Below are 16,311 nucleotides of genomic sequence, written 5' to 3'. Positions count from 1 at the left end.
CGCTTCCCGCAATGATGGCCTCCATGATGCCGGGCGAAACGCCGATCGATATGCCCCCGCAGCGTTTCGACGGGCCGCCGCCGCCCTGGTCCGCACCCGAGCCCAGCCCCGGCATGGTCGTGTCCTCCGACGACATGCTCGCGCGCCGCATCCTTCTCGTGCTGATGACCGGTCTGCTAGCAACCGCGGCGTCGTCGGCGGTGCAGGAATCGCTGCTTGCCGACGGACTGAGTTTCTGGGACGCGGCGTTGCTCGCACTGTTCTTCCCGTTGTTCGCGTGGATCGCGTTCGGCTTCATGAACGCCGCGATCGGCTTCGTGCTGCTGATGACCGGCGGGCATCCGGGGTTCGTCCCGACGCCGCGCCAGTCGGAGCCGCTCGAGGGCCGCACCGCGATCCTGATGCCGGTCCACAACGAGGACATCGATGCGGTGTTCGAGCGGATCGCCTGGATGGCGCGGGCGATCGCCGCCGGCGGTGTCGCCGACCGGTTCGACATCTTCATCCTCAGCGATTCCGGCGAAGCTGCGGAAGCGGCCGAGGTCGTGGCGTGGGAGCGGCTCGCGCCGACACTCGACTGCGCGCTCTATTACCGTCGCCGTACCGTGAACGTCGGCCGCAAACCCGGCAACGTCGCGGAATGGATCCGGCGGTTCGGCGGCGGCTATCGCTATATGCTGATGCTCGACGCGGACAGTTTGATGGGCGGCAACACGATCATCGGCATGGCGCAGGTGCTCGAACGGCGGCCTGCGGTGGCGCTGCTCCAGACCGTGCCGGCGGTGATTAACGGCGTGACGTTCTTCCAGCGCTGGATGCAGTTCGCCAGCCGGTTGTATGGCCCGATATCGACTGCCGGGCTGGTCTGGTGGTCGGGCTCGGAGGCGACCTTCTGGGGGCATAACGCGCTGATCCGGATCGAGGCGTTCGCTTCCAGTTGCGGGCTACCGGACCTGCCAGGGCGCGCGCCGTTCGGCGGCGTCATCATGAGCCACGACATGGTCGAGGCGGCGTTGCTGCGGCGGCGCGGCTGGCGCGTCCACATGCTGATGACCGAGGAGACGTTCGAGGAATATCCGCCGACGCTGATCGATGCGGCGGTGCGCGATCGGCGCTGGGCGCAGGGGAATATCCAGCATCTGAGTTTGCTGACGTCGTCGGGGTTCCACTGGGTCAGCCGCCTGCAACTGCTGATGGGCGCGTCGGCGTTCATCACTTCGCCGGTGTGGCTGCTGATGATCGCGACGAGCGTGGTGCAGGCGTTGATCGGCGAGCGCAACATCGTCGAAGCGCACACCTCGCTACAGGTGCTGTTCGTAACACTGATGCTGCTCTTCGGCCCAAAACTGCTAAGCGTTATCTGGGCGTTCTCGAATGCGGAGCGGCGTGCGGGGTTTGGGGGGCGGCGCGGGATCGTGCGATCGGTGCTGCTCGACGTGCCGTTCTCGATGCTGTCCGCGCCGGTGATCGCGTTGACGCAGACGATCGATCTCGCGGGGATCCTCATGGGGCGGAAGTCCGGCTGGGCACCGCAGAACCGCGATGCCCACGAACTGTCGCTGGCGGACGTGATGCCGCGGTATCGCTGGCATGTCGGAGTGGGGGTGGCGTTGCTGCTGATCACGCCGTTCGCGCCGGTCACCGCGGCATGGCTTGCACCGGTTACGCTGGGGTTTCTGCTCAGTCCGTTCCTGACAATGCTGACGGCGAGCGAGAAGGCGGGGAAGTGGGCGCTGTCGCACGGGATGTTCGTCGAGCCCGGCGAGCATGTTTCGGTGCTGTCGCGACCCTCGCTGCCGGCGCATAGCAGCTGATACGTCCTCCCCTTGCAGGGGAGGATAATTATGCGGCTCGGTGTCCGCTTAAGTCCGCTCCGGCGTCCGCTGCGAACCGTCGGTTCCAGATCGTCGCCGACGCCGACACCGCAGTCACCACTAGAAACGCCAGCGTAAAGTCCGTCAGCGCAGGCCGCGTCGCACCCGTCCCCAGCATTCCAACATGCAGCGACGCCGCCCCCACGCAGATCCCGAGCGACAGCATCAGCTGCTGGAACGTCGCGTAGAAGCTGGTCGCGCTGCTCATCCGCGACGACGGGATCTCGTCATAGGCGATCGTGTTGTACGCCGAGAACTGGAAGGACATGAAGAAGCCCGACACCAATAATACCGCAAAGATCGCGGGGATCGGCCAGTCGGGGCGGAACAACCCTGCGACCGCGTAGCCCGAACTCGCGCAGAGGCCGCCGACGATCAGGCTGTTGCGGAACCCAAAGCGCCTGAGCACGCGCGGTGCGAGGCTCTTCATCATCAACGAACCGATCGCGCCGGCAATCGTGATCGCGCCGCTCGCCGCCGCGGTCATGCCGAAGCCCAATTGGAGCATCATCGGCAGCAGAAACGGCTGCGCGCCCTGCGTGATGCGGGTCAGCGATCCGCCGATCACCGACAGCCGGAACGTCGGGATCCGCATCAGCGACAAATCGAGGATCGGGTCGCTGCGGTGTTTCGCGTGGCGGATATACGCCACGCCCGCGACCAGCCCGACCACGATCAGTACCATTGCCCGCGACAGTTCGCCGGTGCGGCTGGTCATCTCGAACCCGAACAACAGGCAGCCGAGCGACACGCCCGACAGGATGAAGCCGGGCACGTCGAAGCGCGCCGGTTTGTCCTCGCGAACCTCGCCGATGAAGCGCGTCACCAGGATCACGCCGAGCAGGCCGATCGGCACGTTAAGATAGAAGATCCAGCGCCAGTCGAGATAGGTGACGATCGCGCCGCCGACCGGGGGACCCAGGATCGGGCCGATCAGTGCGGGCATGATCAGCCACGACATCGCCTGGACCATGTCCTCCTTGGCGACGCTGCGGAGCAGGACGAGGCGGCCGATCGGGATCATCATCGCGCCGCCGAGCCCTTGCAGGAAACGCGCGAACATCATGAAGGGCAGGCTGGTCGCCTGGCCGCACAGCATCGATCCGCCGACGAAAATGAGGATCGCCGCGCGGAAGATCGTGCGCGAGCCGAACCGGTCCGCCAGGCGTCCGCTCGCGGGGATGAAGATCGCGAGCGCCAGCAGGTACGAGGTCAACGCCGAACTCATGCTGGTCGCGGGGACGCCGAAATCGCGCGCCATCGTCGGCAGCGCGGTGGCGAGCACGGTCGAGTCCATCTGCTCCATGAACAGCGCGCAGGCGATGATCAGTGCGGTGACGCGGTAGTTGCTTGGCGTATGCGGCAACGCGTCCGGGTCCTTCGCGACGCGCGCGATGGTGTCGGCGGCGGGCATGATGCCGTCGCGGATTTCGCTGTTGATCGAGGCGAGCCCGCGTCTGCGGAGCCTCATGCCTGCCACCCCCCGCCGAGCGCCTTGAAGACGTCGACCTGGCGATCGACCAGCAGCGCATCGGATGCCGCAAGGTTGGCTTGCGCGGTGGTCAGGGCGGCTTGCGCGGTCAGCAGCGACAGGAAGTCGGTGCGGCCGAAGCGGTAGAGCGTCCCGGCCTGATCCGCGGCGCGTGCGGCGCTGGACTGCGCGCGGCGCAGGGCTGCGTTGCGGTCGCCTTCGCGCGCATAGGCGGAGAGCGCGGTCTCGGTCTGGCGGAGCGCCTCGAGTGTAGTCGAATCGAACTGCGCCAGTGCCTGATCCGCGCTGGCACCGGCTTGCGCGATCTGCGCGCGGATGACCGGGCGGTTGGGGAAGCTCCAGCTGATCAACGGCCCGAGTCCGAGATGGAACGCGTTGGTCGAGCCGAGCGACGAGACCGGACCCGTGAACCCGGCCGAGCCGCCGAGGCTGACCTGCGGATAGAGGTTGGCGGTCGCCACGCCGATCCGCGCAGTGGCGGCGGCGAGCGAGCGTTCGGCCTGGCGGATATCGGGGCGGCGCAGGATCAGCGCGGTCCCGTCGCCGATCGGCAGCGGCCGGGTTAGCGCCGGGGGCTTCGCACAGGTCGCGACGTCCTTGGGATAGTCGGCGGGCGTGCGGCCCATCAGCGTGGCAAGACGGTAGAGCGCGGCGGTGCGCGTCGCTACCTGTGACGGGATTAGCGCCTCGCTCTGGTCGACCGCGGTGCGCGCGCGCGTCACGTCGAACGCGGTGCCGCGCCCGCCGCGTTGCAGGCGCTGCGTGACGTTCAGCGTCTGGCGTTGCAGCGCGAGGATGCGGTTGTTCGCGGCGAGCACCGAGTTCGCGGTGCAGGCGGTAGCGTAGCTGCGCGCGGTCTCCGCGGCGACGGTCACGCGGACGTTGTCGCGCGCGGCGGCGACGGCCTCGGCGTCGCCTTGGGCCGCCTCGATCGCGCGGCGGATGCGGCCCGACAGGTCGAGTGGATAGGCTAGCGTGATGCCGAGGTTGTAGTCGAGCGTGCCGGGTAGGTTGCCGCCAGTCGTGTAGGGGCGGTCGAGCGAGGTGCCGCCGCCGACCACGGTCGACAGCGTTCGGCCCGCGGCGACTTCGGCAACGACCGCGTCGGCCCGGCGCAGGTTGGCGTCGGCGGCGCGGAGGTCGGTGTTGGCGGCGAGTGCCTCGGTGACGAATGCGTCGAGGCGGGGGTCGCCGTAGAGCTGCCACCAGTGATCGGGGAGGGGGGTGTCGGCGAACGCCTTCTCGTGGCCGCTGTCGAATTCGCCCTGGGCGGAGGGGCGCTTGACGACTGCGGACTCGGGGAGCGCGTAGTTCGGGCCGGCGGTGGTGCACGCGGCGAGCAATGTTGAGGCTACCAGGACAGCCACGGACGCAACCGCCCCCTTCCCTGAAAGGGAGGGGTTGGGGGTGGGTAGGCCGGCTTGAGGCACGACGGTTCGGATTTGTGGACGCCGACCCACCCCCGGCCCCTCCCTTTCAGGGAGGGGGGAAGAAGGGGCGTTGCCGAACGACGCGGGGCGGCGACCGAACATCATGCCGTCGTCCCCGGTGCGATGCGCGGTTGAACCGTTACCGTAGCCGTCCGACCAACGATCAGTTGCGTCCCCTTAGGGACGCTGGTTAGCTTTACCCGCACCGGGATCCGCTGCGCCAAGCGCACCCAATTGAACGTCGGATTCACGTTCGGCAGCAGGTTCGTCGTATTGGTCCGCTCGCTGTCGTTGATCCCCGCGGCGATGCTGTCGACGCGGCCGTGCAGCGCTTGTGGCTCGCCCATCAGGTGGACGATCACCGGGTCGCCGAGATGAATGCTGCCGAGCTTGGTTTCCTCGAAATATCCCTCGACGCGGAGCGAGTCGGTATCGACGAGCGCCATCGCCTGCGTTCCGGTCGCGATATAGTCGCCGGGGTGGAGATCGAGGTTGGTGACGATCCCGTGAACCGTCGCGCGCACCGTCGTGCGGGCGAGGTTGAGCGCCGCGGTGGAGCGTGCGCTCTGCGCCTGCGCGAGTGCGGCCGACGCGGTGGCGACGCGCGCGACGTTCTGCTCGTGCGTTTCCTTCGCCACCAGATCGCCGAGCGCCAGATCGCGCTGTGCTTCACGTCGCGCCTGCAACAGCGTCGCGCGGGCGCTCGCGATCGACGCGTCGGACTGCGCCAGCGTCAGCTGGAAGCGGGGGCGATCGACCACGAACAGCACGTCGCCGGGCTTCACCGCCTGGTTGTCGTGCACCGCGACCTGCGTGACGAGGCCCGCGACGTCGGGCGTCACGCGGACGATATCGGCGCGGATATGCCCGTCGCGCGTCCACGGATCGGTCTCGTACCGCTTCCACAGCCACAGCGCGACCAGTACCGCGAGCGCGACGATGATCAGCGTGACGGCCGAGCGACCCAGAGGGGCGAGCAAAGATTTCAGGCGGGTATTCATGCGGAAGGTCCGGTGAGCAGGGCGAGGAGGCCGAGGATGAGAAGGAACAGTGCCAGGTCTACGAGCGGTCGATACGTCACCATTCGGTAGGCGCCGGCGAACGCGAGCAGGCGGGTGGCGATACCGGTCAGGATGACGGCGGCGACGGCAAGCAACAGGATGCTCGGCAGATAGACGCCGCCGATCGAGATTTCGCCGGTCATGCAACCCCTCCAAAGGCTGGTGCTTGCGGGAAGAGATTGCGGCGCAGCGACGTCAGCGCGAGTATGCCGGTGCGGTGGCGATCGGGCGTGCTGGTCGCAAAACCGATCATCGCGGCGTCGATACCCGCAAGCAGATCGGGTTCGGGCGGCGCGGGTTCGTCGGGACGCAACGCACGGTAATGCGCGCCGACGCCGCGCAGGACCGGCGTGATCACCGCGGCCTCGTCGGTCGAGCCATCCATCCGCAACTGCTTGAGTTCGCCGACCGCGACGCCGACGCGCAGGTCGGTCAGCGCGTCGAGCAGCGGCTTGCCCGGATCCTCGCCCTGCAACGCGAGGCGCGGCGCGAGCAGGCCGATGCGGTCGAGCATCGTCGCGATCCAACCCGCGGCATCGGGGCGGCGCATCGAATCGCTGCGCGCCGCCAGTTCGCGCCAGCCTGCGCGGATCAATCGCCGCGCGCTGGTATCCGCGCCGATCGTCTGGAACAACCCGACGGTGACGACTGCGAACAGCGTGCCGACCAGCTGGGCGATGCCGCCGTTGATGAAGCTGCTGAAATCGCTGCCGAAGCGGTCGTTCAGGCCGACCGTATTCAATCCGCCGAGCAGCGCGCCGAGCGTCACCAGCAAGGTCGTCGGGCGTGCCAGGAACATCCCGCCGATCAGCATAGGTGGCGCGAGGACCGCGACCAGGGTTACGAAATCGGTCACGCGCGGCAGGATCGCGAAGGCGTAGATCGCGGACACGACCAGCCCGATGATCGTACCGTAGAAGAACGCCTTGATCGCCGGCGCGGGATCGTCGCTGTTGCCGAACAGCGCGCAGCACACGCCCGCGATCAGCACCGCGCCGGCGCCATCCGCCCAGCCGGTACCGATCCAGAAGACGCAGCCGAGCAGGATGGTCGCGACGGTGCCGGCGGCGGCGCGCAAGGCGATCCCGCGATCGCGGTGCAGCGGTCGCTTTGCGATCCGGGCCAGCAGCCGCGCGACGGCGGGGGTGACCGGCGCGCGCGATGGCGACCGCATCTGGTCGCGCAGGTCGCGCGCGTTGCGGTGCGCGTCGACCAGTTCGGCAAGTCGCGCGAGCAGGCTGAGCCGCAACGCGTCGCGCCAGATCAGCGTGTCGCCCACCTTGGGCTCGAGATCGCGGGCGCGTTCGATCAACGCATCCGCGGTCGGACCACGCTCCGCCACGGCCGCCGGATCGTGCAACCATTCGCGGACGTCCTCGATCAGCGCGAGCGCTTCGGGGCGGGGCGCATCGGCGCCGCGCTTCAGTTCGACGATCCGGTCGTCGACCGCGCTCGCCAGGGGCAACAACATCGACAGTTCCGCCTGCAACGCGCGCAACGTCCGTGTCCGCGGCAACAGGCGTGCGGTGTCGAACGGCAAGTGGATCGACAGCTGGTGAAGCTCGTTGATGTCAAGCGCCAGCCGCCGGCGATCGCGATCAAGCGCGGCATCGGACGCCCCCGCCAGCGAGTCCCGCGACCAGCGCTCTGCATCCGCCAGGATCGCGTCGATCCGCGCGAGCAGCGTCGCGGTCACGGTCTGCGGGAAGACGAAGCCGTGGATCAGGCTTCCGCACAGAATGCCGATCGTGATCTCCTGCACGCGCAATGCGGCGATCGTGAACACGGCACCCGGCGTCGTCACCGACGGAAACCCGATGATGCTGGCCGTGTAGCCCGCCAGCAGGAACAGATACGCGCGCGGCGTCCGGTCGAGCAGCGAGATATACAGGCACAGCCCGAGCCACAGCGCCAAGCCGAGCGAGAGCAGTTCGGGCGCGTTGACCAGATTCGGCACCAACACGACGGCAGCTGCCGCGCCGAGCACCGTGCCGGCGACGCGGAACACCGCCTTCGACAGCACCGCGCCGGCGAGCGGCTGCGCGACGATGTACGATGTCGTGACCGCCCAATAGGGTCGGGTCAGCCCGATCCTGAGCGCGATGTAATAGGCGAGGATCGCGGCGATGAAGCATTTGACGGAGAAGAGCGCTTCCTTCCCGCCAAACCGGGCAAGGTTCATCGGGCGCGATCCGCCATGAAGCGTGCGCCCAGCTGCTCCGCGACGCGTAGCGCGGTGGCAAGGTCCTGGTCGGACACGTCGTCGAGCATCGCTCCGCGCAGGCTCGCGAATTTCGCCTCGATCGTCGTCACGAGTGCGCGGCCGTGTTCGGTCAGGCGGATGCGGCTGACGCGCGCGTCGGCGGGATCGCGGCAACGCTCGACCAGGCGCGCCGCCGACATCTGGTCGATCGAGCGGACCAGCGAAGCCTGCGTCACGTCGAGCTGGTTGGCGAGGTCTGTCTGCCGAACGTCGTCGCCCAGCCGCCCGACCTGGACGAGGGCCCAGCCGATCGATGCCGAGACGTTCATGTCGCTGAGCGCACGATCCGCCGCTTGCCGCCACATCCTTGCCAGTGGAAGCAGGGTGCGGGCGTAGGACGATTCAAGGACGGCACGAGGAGAAGTCATTAGCGTGCTAAGTAATGGTGTTTTCCTATGCTGCAATGCGGAAAAGATTCATGACAGAAAAGTTAGGAACGTCGCGATACGCGTCGAGCGGCGACCGCCGCGGCGTAACGGCGCAAGAGATTCGCCGTGAGACCTGCGTCAGCCTCGTGAAAGCCGGGATCAGGGGTACAGCCGGCCGGCGCTCTGTTTCCTTCGACACACGATTCCATCAAGAGGACGGCAGCGGGGAAGGTTGGCTAGCGCTCAGACAGACCCGTAGTGGTCGAACAGCGCGACGATCTCCGCGGCGATCTCGGCGGGCAAGCGCGACGCACCATCCGTGACCGTCGAGACGGTCGCCCAGCGTCCAAGCAAGCCCGCCTGAGCCATCGCGGCATAGTTCGTTCGAACCCGGTCCTGCAGCCCGCTATCCGCCTCGTACGCGTCGAACGCATCGTCAGTGTACGAGCGTTTGCGCTTTTTCAGGATCAGGCCGCGCGCGATTGCGGCGGGCGTATCGAGATATACCGACAGATCCGGCTTCGGCAGCGCGAACGACCCGGTCTCCAGATCCGCGATCCAGGCCATCATCGTATCGGCTTCGTCCGCGGGAACCTGCGCTGCCTGATACGCCATGTTGGAGGCGATATAGCGGTCGAACACCACGACGTCGTTCGCTGCCATCGTGGCGAGCAGATGATCGCGCGACTCCATCCGGTCGAGCGCATACAACACCGCAGCCGCTTTGGGCGAGGTGCCCCGCGGCAACGTACCGGCCAGCATTGCGCCGAGCGCCCAGCCGCCGACCGTCTCGGTATAGCGCGGAAACGACACGACGTCCGCGGTGCGGCCCGCAGCGCGCAACTGCTCGACCACCAATGCCGACGCGGTGGCCTTGCCCGCGCCGTCGGCGCCTTCGATTGCCAGGAGGAAACTCATGTCAGAGCCCTAGAACGGATCGACGTTCGGTTTAAAGCGATCTTCGTCATGCCGGACGGGATCCGGCAAACACGGCGCTGGGGATCGACGGGATCTGGTTTGCGTACCTGTCGACCGGATCGTCGGACCGATTTCCGGTGACGATCAATCGAAGGGGCGTCTGCCCGGTTTGCTCGTACGCCTTACCGGCTCACCAAAGCCTGCAGATCGATCAGCCCGCGCAACAGCGACGTCCCCCCCGGCGACGCGATATAGCGCGGCGTCCAGTTTGGGCGGAACTTCTCCTTGTACGCGCGCAGCCCGGCGAAGCCGTAGAAGCGCTCGCCGTGGCGAAACAGGAATGCCGCCACCTTCGACCACGTCGGCGATAGCCGCCGCGCCTCGATCCCCGACAGCGGCGCGATGCCCAACGAGAAATTGCGGTAGCCATGCTCGTGTCCCCACAGCATCAGCCGGGTGAACAGGAAGTCCATGCCCCCCTGCGGCATGTCCTCGGCATGGCGCATCAGATCGACCGACAATTCCTGCTTGTTCGGCGTGCCCCAGACGTTGGCGAAGGCAACGACCTTGCCCTCGATCCGCACGACCGCGCAGTCGAACTTGGCCATGTACCCCGGCTCGAACCGGCCGACGCTGAAGCTTTTCTCGGCATGATCCTTGTCGGCCAGCCACCAGTCGGAGATCGCCTGCAATTCGGGAATGATCGCGGGCATGTCGGCGGCGGCCACGACGGCGAACTGCGCGCCCGCCCGCTCGGCGACCCTGCTTGCTTTCCGCACGCTGCGCATGTCGGGCGTGTCGAGGGTGAACCCCTCCAGTTCGACCGTCGCCTCCTCGCCGTATTTGACCAGCTTCAGCCCCATCTCGATTGCGATCGGCACGATGCGGAGGCCGATCTGGTACAGCAGCAGCCGACCCTGCGCAGCATCGGCACGCGCGCGGATCGCCCAGAGCAATTCGGACCATGCCTCGCTCGGCCCTACCGGATCGCCGAGCACGATCCAGCTCGATCCCTTGACCTGGTACATCAGGAACGCGTCGCCGCTGTCCGACACAAGGAAGCGCTTGTCACCGGTGAAGGCGAGCATCGCGTCGGTGCGATCGGCGTGCACGAGCGCGGCCTCGGCGACGTCGTCGGGCAGCATGTCGTGCACCATCGGCACGGGTGCCGCCGCGAACAATCGCCAGATCGCCGCACCGATCAACAGCAGGCCGACCGCCAGGCTGGTGCGCAGGAAGCGCGAGGCGTTCGCATCGGTCTCGAACCGCCACCACAGGTCGCTGGAATAGCCGACATGACGGTAGGCGAAGAACCCGATCAACACCGACAGTCCGATCGCGGCGCCGACACCGACCAGCCATTCGGGTGACAGGGGCTCGGCGGTCAGTCGCGTCCGCCGATAGAAGGCTGCGCGCGTCCATTGCAGCGCGGCGGCGGTAAGAACGAGGACCGTCGCTTCCTCATAGTCGAGCCCCTTGGCGATCGACAGCAACGCGCCGGCGACAAGCAACAGCCGCGCCGCCCAGAACGCACCATCGAGCCGGCGGTACAGACCGAGTGCGACCAACAATAGCATGACGCCGACGAGGCTCGCCGCGACATGCGCCATCTCGCTGATCGGCAGCGGCAGGATAGTCGCGAGCGTATCCATGCGGCCGGGGGCTGCGGGCAGGGCACCGGAGACGAGCAGCATCGCACCGCTGAGGAAGACGAGGACGCTCAGCAAGAGCGGCGCCAGCGGCAGTGCGATCGCGAGCGGATCGGTCCCCTTGCCGCGTGCTCGACTGCGCCATTGCCGACCCTCGTGAAACGCCAGCAGCGCGGCCGCCAGCACCAGCGGCGCGACGTAGTAGATGATCCGGTAGGCCAGCAGGGCGGCGAGGATGGTCGCATTGTTCTGCGGCATCGTCGCGATGATGACCGCTTCGAACACGCCGAGACCGCCTGGCACATGGCTGATCAACGCGACGACGATCGCGACCGCATAGCCGAGAAAAAGCACCGGATAGAGATCGGGCGAGGCGTTGGGCAGGAGGACGAAGAGTGCCGCGCTGGCCGCGGCGAGGTCCACCGTCGAGACCAGCAGGAGTGCGAGCGCCTGTCGCCAGTTCGGCAAGGGCAACCGCCAACCGAACAGTCCGATCGATCCGCCCTGGCGATGACGCAGGACGATGCCCAGCATGACGAGCGGGATGACGATGCCGACCGCGCGTTCGAGCAGCGGTGGCATCGTCCAGTCGACGATCGGCAACGTGCCGGGATGGATCGCCATCGACAGGCACGCGACCGTGACGACCCCGGCCCAGAACGTCACGCCTGCGATCAGCACGACCCGCGCAACGGCGGCTTCGTCGAGCCCGGCACGGCTGTAGACGCGGTAACGCGCCGAGCCGCCGGTCAGCATCGCGAGACCGAGATTGTGGCTGATCGTATAGCTGGTGAACGACGCGACCGCTGCGGTCCGCCACCGCAGGGGATGGCCGATCACTTTCAACGCGATCGAATCGTAGAAGGTCAGGGCGATGTAGCTGACGGCGGTGAGCCCGATCGACACCGACAGTTGCGACCAGCCAAGCGCCGCGAACGCGGCGCGCACCTCCGAAAGGCGGATTTCCGAGGTTAGCTTGTGAATCGCCGCGAAGCCGAGCACCGCGACCACCAGCACCGCCAGCGCGATCAGCATCCCCCGGCGATGCGCGATCCAGTCGCGGATCCGGATGACCAATGTCGCCGTGGTCATCGGGTCAGCCGCGGCGCCACGTCTGCGTCTTGCAGAAGAACCCGCCGATCAGGCACCCCTTCACGTCGATCGTGTTCGCATCGACCAGCGTCAGCGTCGACCCGAAGGTGCGGCCCATGTCGGGGACGAAGATCTGGCCCGACCATTTGTTGCGACCGCTCGTGCGGTATTCGCGGAGCAACGCGGTGCCGATCAGCTTTGGCGTACCGCCATCGCGCGCATCGGCCTGGGCCTCGTCGTCGGCGCGGATTACCCAGCCACACAATTTGTCACCGCAGGCACCGGTCTTTACCGCGACACTGTTCTTCGGGTTGTGCCAGACTCCCTCCACCGGTGAAGCGGGAGCCGGGCTGCCCGCGGCCATCGCGAGCGCCATCATTGCAGGAACCATCGGTCGATCCTCAATCCGCGAAAACGAACCGCGCCAGCACGTCGTAGAGCGCATCTGCGTCACGGTGAAGCGGGTGTCCACCCGGCAGTGCGACCATATGGGCATTGGGCTGCTTGAGTAACGGACACAAGCTTCCGACTTCTTCCGCACCCTGGACGCACAGCAGGGGCGCCCAGGTCAGCCGCCGCGCGGTCGGCATGGCATCGATGGTGGGGGTCCAGAGATCGAAGACCTCGCTGGGCGAAGCGCGGAACTGGACGTTGTCCTCGGGGACGATCAGCGTGACCTTCGCAACCTTCGCGCGCAGTTCGGGGGCGAGGTCGACCAGCCCGACATGCAGCATGTCGGCCCCGAACGACTGGCCGATCAGCACCACCCGATCGGTATGGCCTAGCCGCAACGCACGCTGTTCGGCGCGCGCGATCAGCGTCGTGATGTCCGCCGGGGTTCGCGTCGTGCGCAGATAGGTCAGCGTGTTGACCGCGACCACTGGCACGCCGTCCGCCGCCAGCCGCCGCGCGATCTCCGGTGCCATGCCGATCTTGTAGCCGAGATCGCCCGTGAGGAGCACGGCGGCGAACGGCCGTTGCGGCCTGGTCGGGTAGACATCGGTGAACAGCGGCCCACCGAAATAGCCGAGCCAGCCCATGAAACCGGTCGCGGCAACGCTGGCCAGGACCAGCGCGAACAGGGATCGGCGGAGCCACGTCATTCGCAACCGATTGCACCGGGCCGAATGATCGGCAGGTGGAGCAAGGATGACGTTTTCTTCACGCATTGCTCCCCTCCCTGGAGAGGGGGGAAGAGAATCGCCGCCGCGCCGCTTACAGCGGATCGTGCGCCAGCCGCTCGTGGTGGCGGATCACTTCGTCGATGATGAAGCGAAGAAACTTTTCGGAAAATTCCGGATCGAGCTGTGCCTCCGCCGCGAGGTGCCGCAACCTTGCGATCTGGCGCTCCTCGCGGCCCGGATCCGCGGCGGGAAGGCCGTGCGTCGCCTTGTGCCGGCCCACCGCCTGCGTCACCTTGAAGCGCTCGGCGAGCATGTGGATAAGCGCCGCATCGATATTATCGATGCTCTGGCGGTATCCGTTGAGCAGGTCGTCAGCCATCCGCGCACCCTTTCGTTGGTTCGGCGCGCCTTTTGCGGGCGTGGATCGCGAACGGCAAGAGGCACCAAGGGTTGCTTTGCAGGGGCATAGGCGTCAGAGGCTCGGGAAGATGAGCGCCACCATCCACCGCCTCGAAACCGTACGTGCCAATCCCGAGTCCCAGCCGTCGCTGGACCCGATGGTCAAACTCGTCACCGGCGACATGGACCAGGTCAATGCGGTCATCCGCGGCCGGATGCAGTCGGAAATTCCGCTGATCCCCGAACTCGCCGGTCATCTGATCGCGGGTGGGGGCAAGCGGATGCGGCCGATGCTGACGCTCGCGAGCGCGCAACTCATTGCCTATACGGGCACGCAGCATCACCTGCTCGCCGCCGCGGTCGAGTTCATTCACACCGCGACCCTGCTCCACGACGACGTCGTCGACGGCTCGGACCTGCGCCGCGGCAAGCGCACCGCCAACATCATCTGGGGCAATCCCGCCAGCGTGCTGGTCGGCGATTTCCTGTTCAGCCGCAGCTTCGAACTGATGGTCGAGGCGGGCAGCCTGAAGGCGTTGAAGATCTTGTCCTCGACCAGCGCGGTAATCGCCGAGGGCGAGGTCAACCAGCTTACGGCCGCACGCCGCGTCGATCTCGGCGAGGAGCGCTATCTCGACATCATCGGTGCGAAGACCGCGGCGTTGTTCGCCGCCGCCTGCCGGATTTCCGCGGTCGTCGCCGATCGCCCCGAGGCCGAGGAAGCCGCGCTCGACGCCTATGGTCGCAACCTGGGCATCGCGTTCCAGCTGGTCGACGACGCGATCGATTACGTCTCGGACGCCGACACGATGGGCAAGGATGCGGGCGACGACTTCCGTGAGGGCAAGATGACGCTCCCGGTGATCCTGGCCTATGCGCGTGGCTCGGCCGAGGATCGTGCGTTCTGGAAGGACGCCGTCGAAGGTCGTCGCGACAGCGAGGCCGATCTCCAGCATGCGATTCGCCTGATCCGCTCCACGCGCGCGATCGACGACACGTTCGCGCGTGCGCGGCATTACGGCCAGCGCGCGATCGACTCGATCGCCGGCTTCCCCAATGGCGAAGCCAAGGACGCGATGGTCGAAGCCGTCGAGTTCGCGGTCGCCCGCGCATACTGATCGCCTAGCGGATCGGTGATCCTGCATTCGGCAACGTCGCTTCGCCGACAGGTGCCGATTTGCCGAACAGCGCGCGGTCCGCGGGGCCGAACGCGTATTTCCACAGGATGTACAGGTAGGTCGCCGCGATCGCGGGTTCGCCGATCGCGAGTTCGACCCACTCGTAGCGCTTGGGCAGCGCCGTGAATGCAGCCCCGACGACGATCGCCGCGAGCGCAGCCCAGATCAGCGGCCAGCGCCATGGCGAGACGCTGGCACCCAGCAGATGGCCGAGAAGCTTCGACTTGATGATCGAGGTCAGCCCTACCGAGAGCATCAGCGCGATCGCGGGGCCTGCCGCCTGGTAATTGACGGGGTAGCCGAGCGCGCGGATCGTGAAGATCAGCGCGAAGCTGAGGCCGACCTGGAACGCGAGCATCGCCGCCGAGATCATCAGGTTGCGATGACGGGCGATGTAGACGAGCGCCGACTCGCTGACAGCGCCGGTCGAGGCGAGCACTTCGGCGGTGAGCAGGAAGGCGAGCGCGGCGGTGCCGGCGACGAATTGCGGCCCGACCACGCCCATCACCGCTTCGCCGGGGATCGAGCCCATCAGCGCGAGCCCGCCTTGCGCCGCCATGATCCAGAACGCGACCTGGCGGACCTGGTTGGCGATCGCCGCGCGGTCGTTGATCGCGAGGCTGTGGGTGATGACGGGGCCGAGGATCGGGTCGAAGCTGGTCTTGAGCTTCTGCGGCAAGCTCGCGACCTGTTGTGCCATGTAATAGATACCGACGACCTTGGGCTCGAACATCACGCCGAGGATGAAGCGGTCGACGTTGCGGCTGCCCCATTCGAGGATGTCGGCGCCCGCGAGCGGTACGTTGGCGCGGGCGAGCGCGTAGAGCGGACGGAGCTGCGGCGACCAGCCGCGCGGGATGCCGTAGCTGCGCAGGAACGGCACGAGGCTGGCGATCAGCGCCGCGGTCATCGACGCGACGTAGCTGAGCACAAGGCCGTCGCGGATCGTGAAATAGGAGAACGCCCAGGCGGCGATCGAGATCGTCCAAGGCTCGACCACCGCGCGGGCGGTGACGGCGGCCTTGACGTTCAGCCTGTACGCAAGTGCTGCGAGGCTGACATCGGACCATGCAATCGCGACGATGATCAGCGGCAGGAACCGGTCGAGCCCGGTGATCGCGCTGTTCGGATACATGATCTGCGGGAAGGTGCAGAGCACGGCGCTGGCGATGAGCGACGCGACGAACGCGACTGCCATCGCGTCCCAGACGACGTTGGCGTGGGGGCGATCGGCGCTGCTGAGGGCCTGCGCGAGGCCGCGCTTCAGCCCGAGCGTCGCGAGAAGCGCGGCGAGTTCGACCACCACGACCGCGATCGCGAAGCGGCCGACGAGGTCAGGGCCGTAGATGCGGCCGGCGATGAACAGGAACGGGATGCGCGCGGCGAGGCGGAGGACGAAGCCGGCGATGTTGGTCCGACCGCCCTTGGCGAGCGTGTCGATATCCTGCGTGGCCTCGGTCACG

Annotated in this window: 14 protein-coding genes; 2 read left to right on the top strand and 12 right to left on the bottom strand. The window is 67.2% G+C overall.

What is annotated here, in order from left to right; all coding sequences use genetic code 11:
- Positions 1 to 11 precede the first annotated feature (11 nt).
- On the top strand, positions 12 to 1,814 hold the full coding sequence (mdoH, locus tag BM244_RS15810) for a glucans biosynthesis glucosyltransferase MdoH (RefSeq protein ID WP_254784482.1): 1,803 nt from the start codon (positions 12 to 14) through the stop codon (positions 1,812 to 1,814).
- A gap of 28 nt (positions 1,815 to 1,842) precedes the next feature.
- Here mdoH and BM244_RS15805 read toward each other — a convergent pair whose 3' ends face one another.
- From BM244_RS15805 to BM244_RS15755, 11 genes are all read right to left on the bottom strand, one after another.
- On the bottom strand, positions 1,843 to 3,345 hold the full coding sequence (locus tag BM244_RS15805; protein WP_093400064.1) for a DHA2 family efflux MFS transporter permease subunit: 1,503 nt from the start codon (positions 3,343 to 3,345) through the stop codon (positions 1,843 to 1,845).
- Positions 3,342 to 4,733 (bottom strand): efflux transporter outer membrane subunit, encoded by a 1,392-nt coding sequence (locus BM244_RS15800; protein WP_093399860.1) that lies wholly within the window; start codon positions 4,731 to 4,733, stop codon positions 3,342 to 3,344. The genes BM244_RS15805 and BM244_RS15800 overlap by 4 nt, the downstream gene beginning before the upstream one ends.
- Positions 4,734 to 4,897: 164 nt before the next feature.
- Positions 4,898 to 5,797: an efflux RND transporter periplasmic adaptor subunit gene (locus tag BM244_RS15795; protein WP_093399859.1), complete on the bottom strand. Its 900-nt coding sequence runs from the start codon at positions 5,795 to 5,797 to the stop codon at positions 4,898 to 4,900.
- Positions 5,794 to 6,000 carry a DUF1656 domain-containing protein gene (locus BM244_RS15790; RefSeq protein ID WP_093399857.1) on the bottom strand — a complete coding sequence of 69 codons (207 nt, stop codon included), beginning with the start codon at positions 5,998 to 6,000 and terminating at the stop codon, positions 5,794 to 5,796. The genes BM244_RS15795 and BM244_RS15790 overlap by 4 nt, the downstream gene beginning before the upstream one ends.
- A complete protein-coding gene (locus tag BM244_RS15785; protein ID WP_093399855.1) occupies positions 5,997 to 8,039 on the bottom strand; it encodes an FUSC family protein in 2,043 nt (680 codons plus the stop codon). The genes BM244_RS15790 and BM244_RS15785 overlap by 4 nt, the downstream gene beginning before the upstream one ends.
- On the bottom strand, positions 8,036 to 8,389 hold the full coding sequence (locus BM244_RS15780) for a MarR family winged helix-turn-helix transcriptional regulator (RefSeq protein ID WP_254784481.1): 354 nt from the start codon (positions 8,387 to 8,389) through the stop codon (positions 8,036 to 8,038). Before BM244_RS15780 ends, BM244_RS15785 begins: the two co-directional genes overlap by 4 nt.
- Before the next feature lie 342 nt (positions 8,390 to 8,731).
- A complete protein-coding gene (locus BM244_RS15775; RefSeq protein ID WP_093399852.1) occupies positions 8,732 to 9,406 on the bottom strand; it encodes a dTMP kinase in 675 nt (224 codons plus the stop codon).
- 182 nt (positions 9,407 to 9,588) lie between these two features.
- Positions 9,589 to 12,147, bottom strand: a complete 2,559-nt coding sequence (gene mprF / locus BM244_RS15770; protein WP_217649130.1) for a bifunctional lysylphosphatidylglycerol flippase/synthetase MprF — start codon at positions 12,145 to 12,147, stop codon at positions 9,589 to 9,591.
- A 4-nt stretch (positions 12,148 to 12,151) separates the two neighbouring features.
- The gene (locus tag BM244_RS15765; RefSeq protein ID WP_093399851.1) at positions 12,152 to 12,538 is read right to left on the bottom strand and encodes a DUF2147 domain-containing protein; all 387 of its coding nucleotides are present in this window, start codon (positions 12,536 to 12,538) and stop codon (positions 12,152 to 12,154) included.
- A 10-nt stretch (positions 12,539 to 12,548) separates the two neighbouring features.
- Entirely contained in the window at positions 12,549 to 13,316 is a 768-nt protein-coding gene (locus BM244_RS15760) for a virulence factor (protein WP_254784480.1), read from the bottom strand.
- Between the two features lie 46 nt (positions 13,317 to 13,362).
- The gene (locus tag BM244_RS15755) at positions 13,363 to 13,650 is read right to left on the bottom strand and encodes a chorismate mutase (RefSeq protein WP_093399847.1); all 288 of its coding nucleotides are present in this window, start codon (positions 13,648 to 13,650) and stop codon (positions 13,363 to 13,365) included.
- Between the two features lie 109 nt (positions 13,651 to 13,759).
- Here BM244_RS15755 and BM244_RS15750 point away from each other — a divergent pair, with 109 nt between their 5' ends.
- Positions 13,760 to 14,788, top strand: coding sequence for a polyprenyl synthetase family protein (locus BM244_RS15750; protein ID WP_093399846.1), 1,029 nt, complete (start codon positions 13,760 to 13,762; stop codon positions 14,786 to 14,788).
- A gap of 4 nt (positions 14,789 to 14,792) precedes the next feature.
- Here BM244_RS15750 and BM244_RS15745 read toward each other — a convergent pair whose 3' ends face one another.
- Entirely contained in the window at positions 14,793 to 16,310 is a 1,518-nt protein-coding gene (locus BM244_RS15745; RefSeq protein ID WP_093399845.1) for a lipopolysaccharide biosynthesis protein, read from the bottom strand.
- Position 16,311 lies beyond the last annotated feature (1 nt).

The organism is Sphingomonas sp. OK281 (assembly GCF_900115295.1).
GTDB lineage: Bacteria > Pseudomonadota > Alphaproteobacteria > Sphingomonadales > Sphingomonadaceae > Sphingomonas.
This window is presented reverse-complemented; position numbering and strand designations above follow the sequence as displayed.

Coding starts and splice junctions, on each gene's coding strand:
- BM244_RS15785 (WP_093399855.1), bottom strand. CDS start 8,039: ATGAACCTTGCCCGGTTTGGCGGGAAGGAAGCGCTCTTCTCCGTCAAA.
- mprF (WP_217649130.1), bottom strand. CDS start 12,147: ATGACCACGGCGACATTGGTCATCCGGATCCGCGACTGGATCGCGCAT.
- BM244_RS15805 (WP_093400064.1), bottom strand. CDS start 3,345: ATGAGGCTCCGCAGACGCGGGCTCGCCTCGATCAACAGCGAAATCCGC.
- BM244_RS15790 (WP_093399857.1), bottom strand. CDS start 6,000: ATGACCGGCGAAATCTCGATCGGCGGCGTCTATCTGCCGAGCATCCTG.
- BM244_RS15765 (WP_093399851.1), bottom strand. CDS start 12,538: ATGGTTCCTGCAATGATGGCGCTCGCGATGGCCGCGGGCAGCCCGGCT.
- BM244_RS15760 (WP_254784480.1), bottom strand. CDS start 13,316: ATGCGTGAAGAAAACGTCATCCTTGCTCCACCTGCCGATCATTCGGCC.
- BM244_RS15750 (WP_093399846.1), top strand. CDS start 13,760: ATGAGCGCCACCATCCACCGCCTCGAAACCGTACGTGCCAATCCCGAG.
- BM244_RS15795 (WP_093399859.1), bottom strand. CDS start 5,797: ATGAATACCCGCCTGAAATCTTTGCTCGCCCCTCTGGGTCGCTCGGCC.
- BM244_RS15780 (WP_254784481.1), bottom strand. CDS start 8,389: ATGAACGTCTCGGCATCGATCGGCTGGGCCCTCGTCCAGGTCGGGCGG.
- BM244_RS15755 (WP_093399847.1), bottom strand. CDS start 13,650: ATGGCTGACGACCTGCTCAACGGATACCGCCAGAGCATCGATAATATC.
- BM244_RS15775 (WP_093399852.1), bottom strand. CDS start 9,406: ATGAGTTTCCTCCTGGCAATCGAAGGCGCCGACGGCGCGGGCAAGGCC.
- mdoH (WP_254784482.1), top strand. CDS start 12: ATGATGGCCTCCATGATGCCGGGCGAAACGCCGATCGATATGCCCCCG.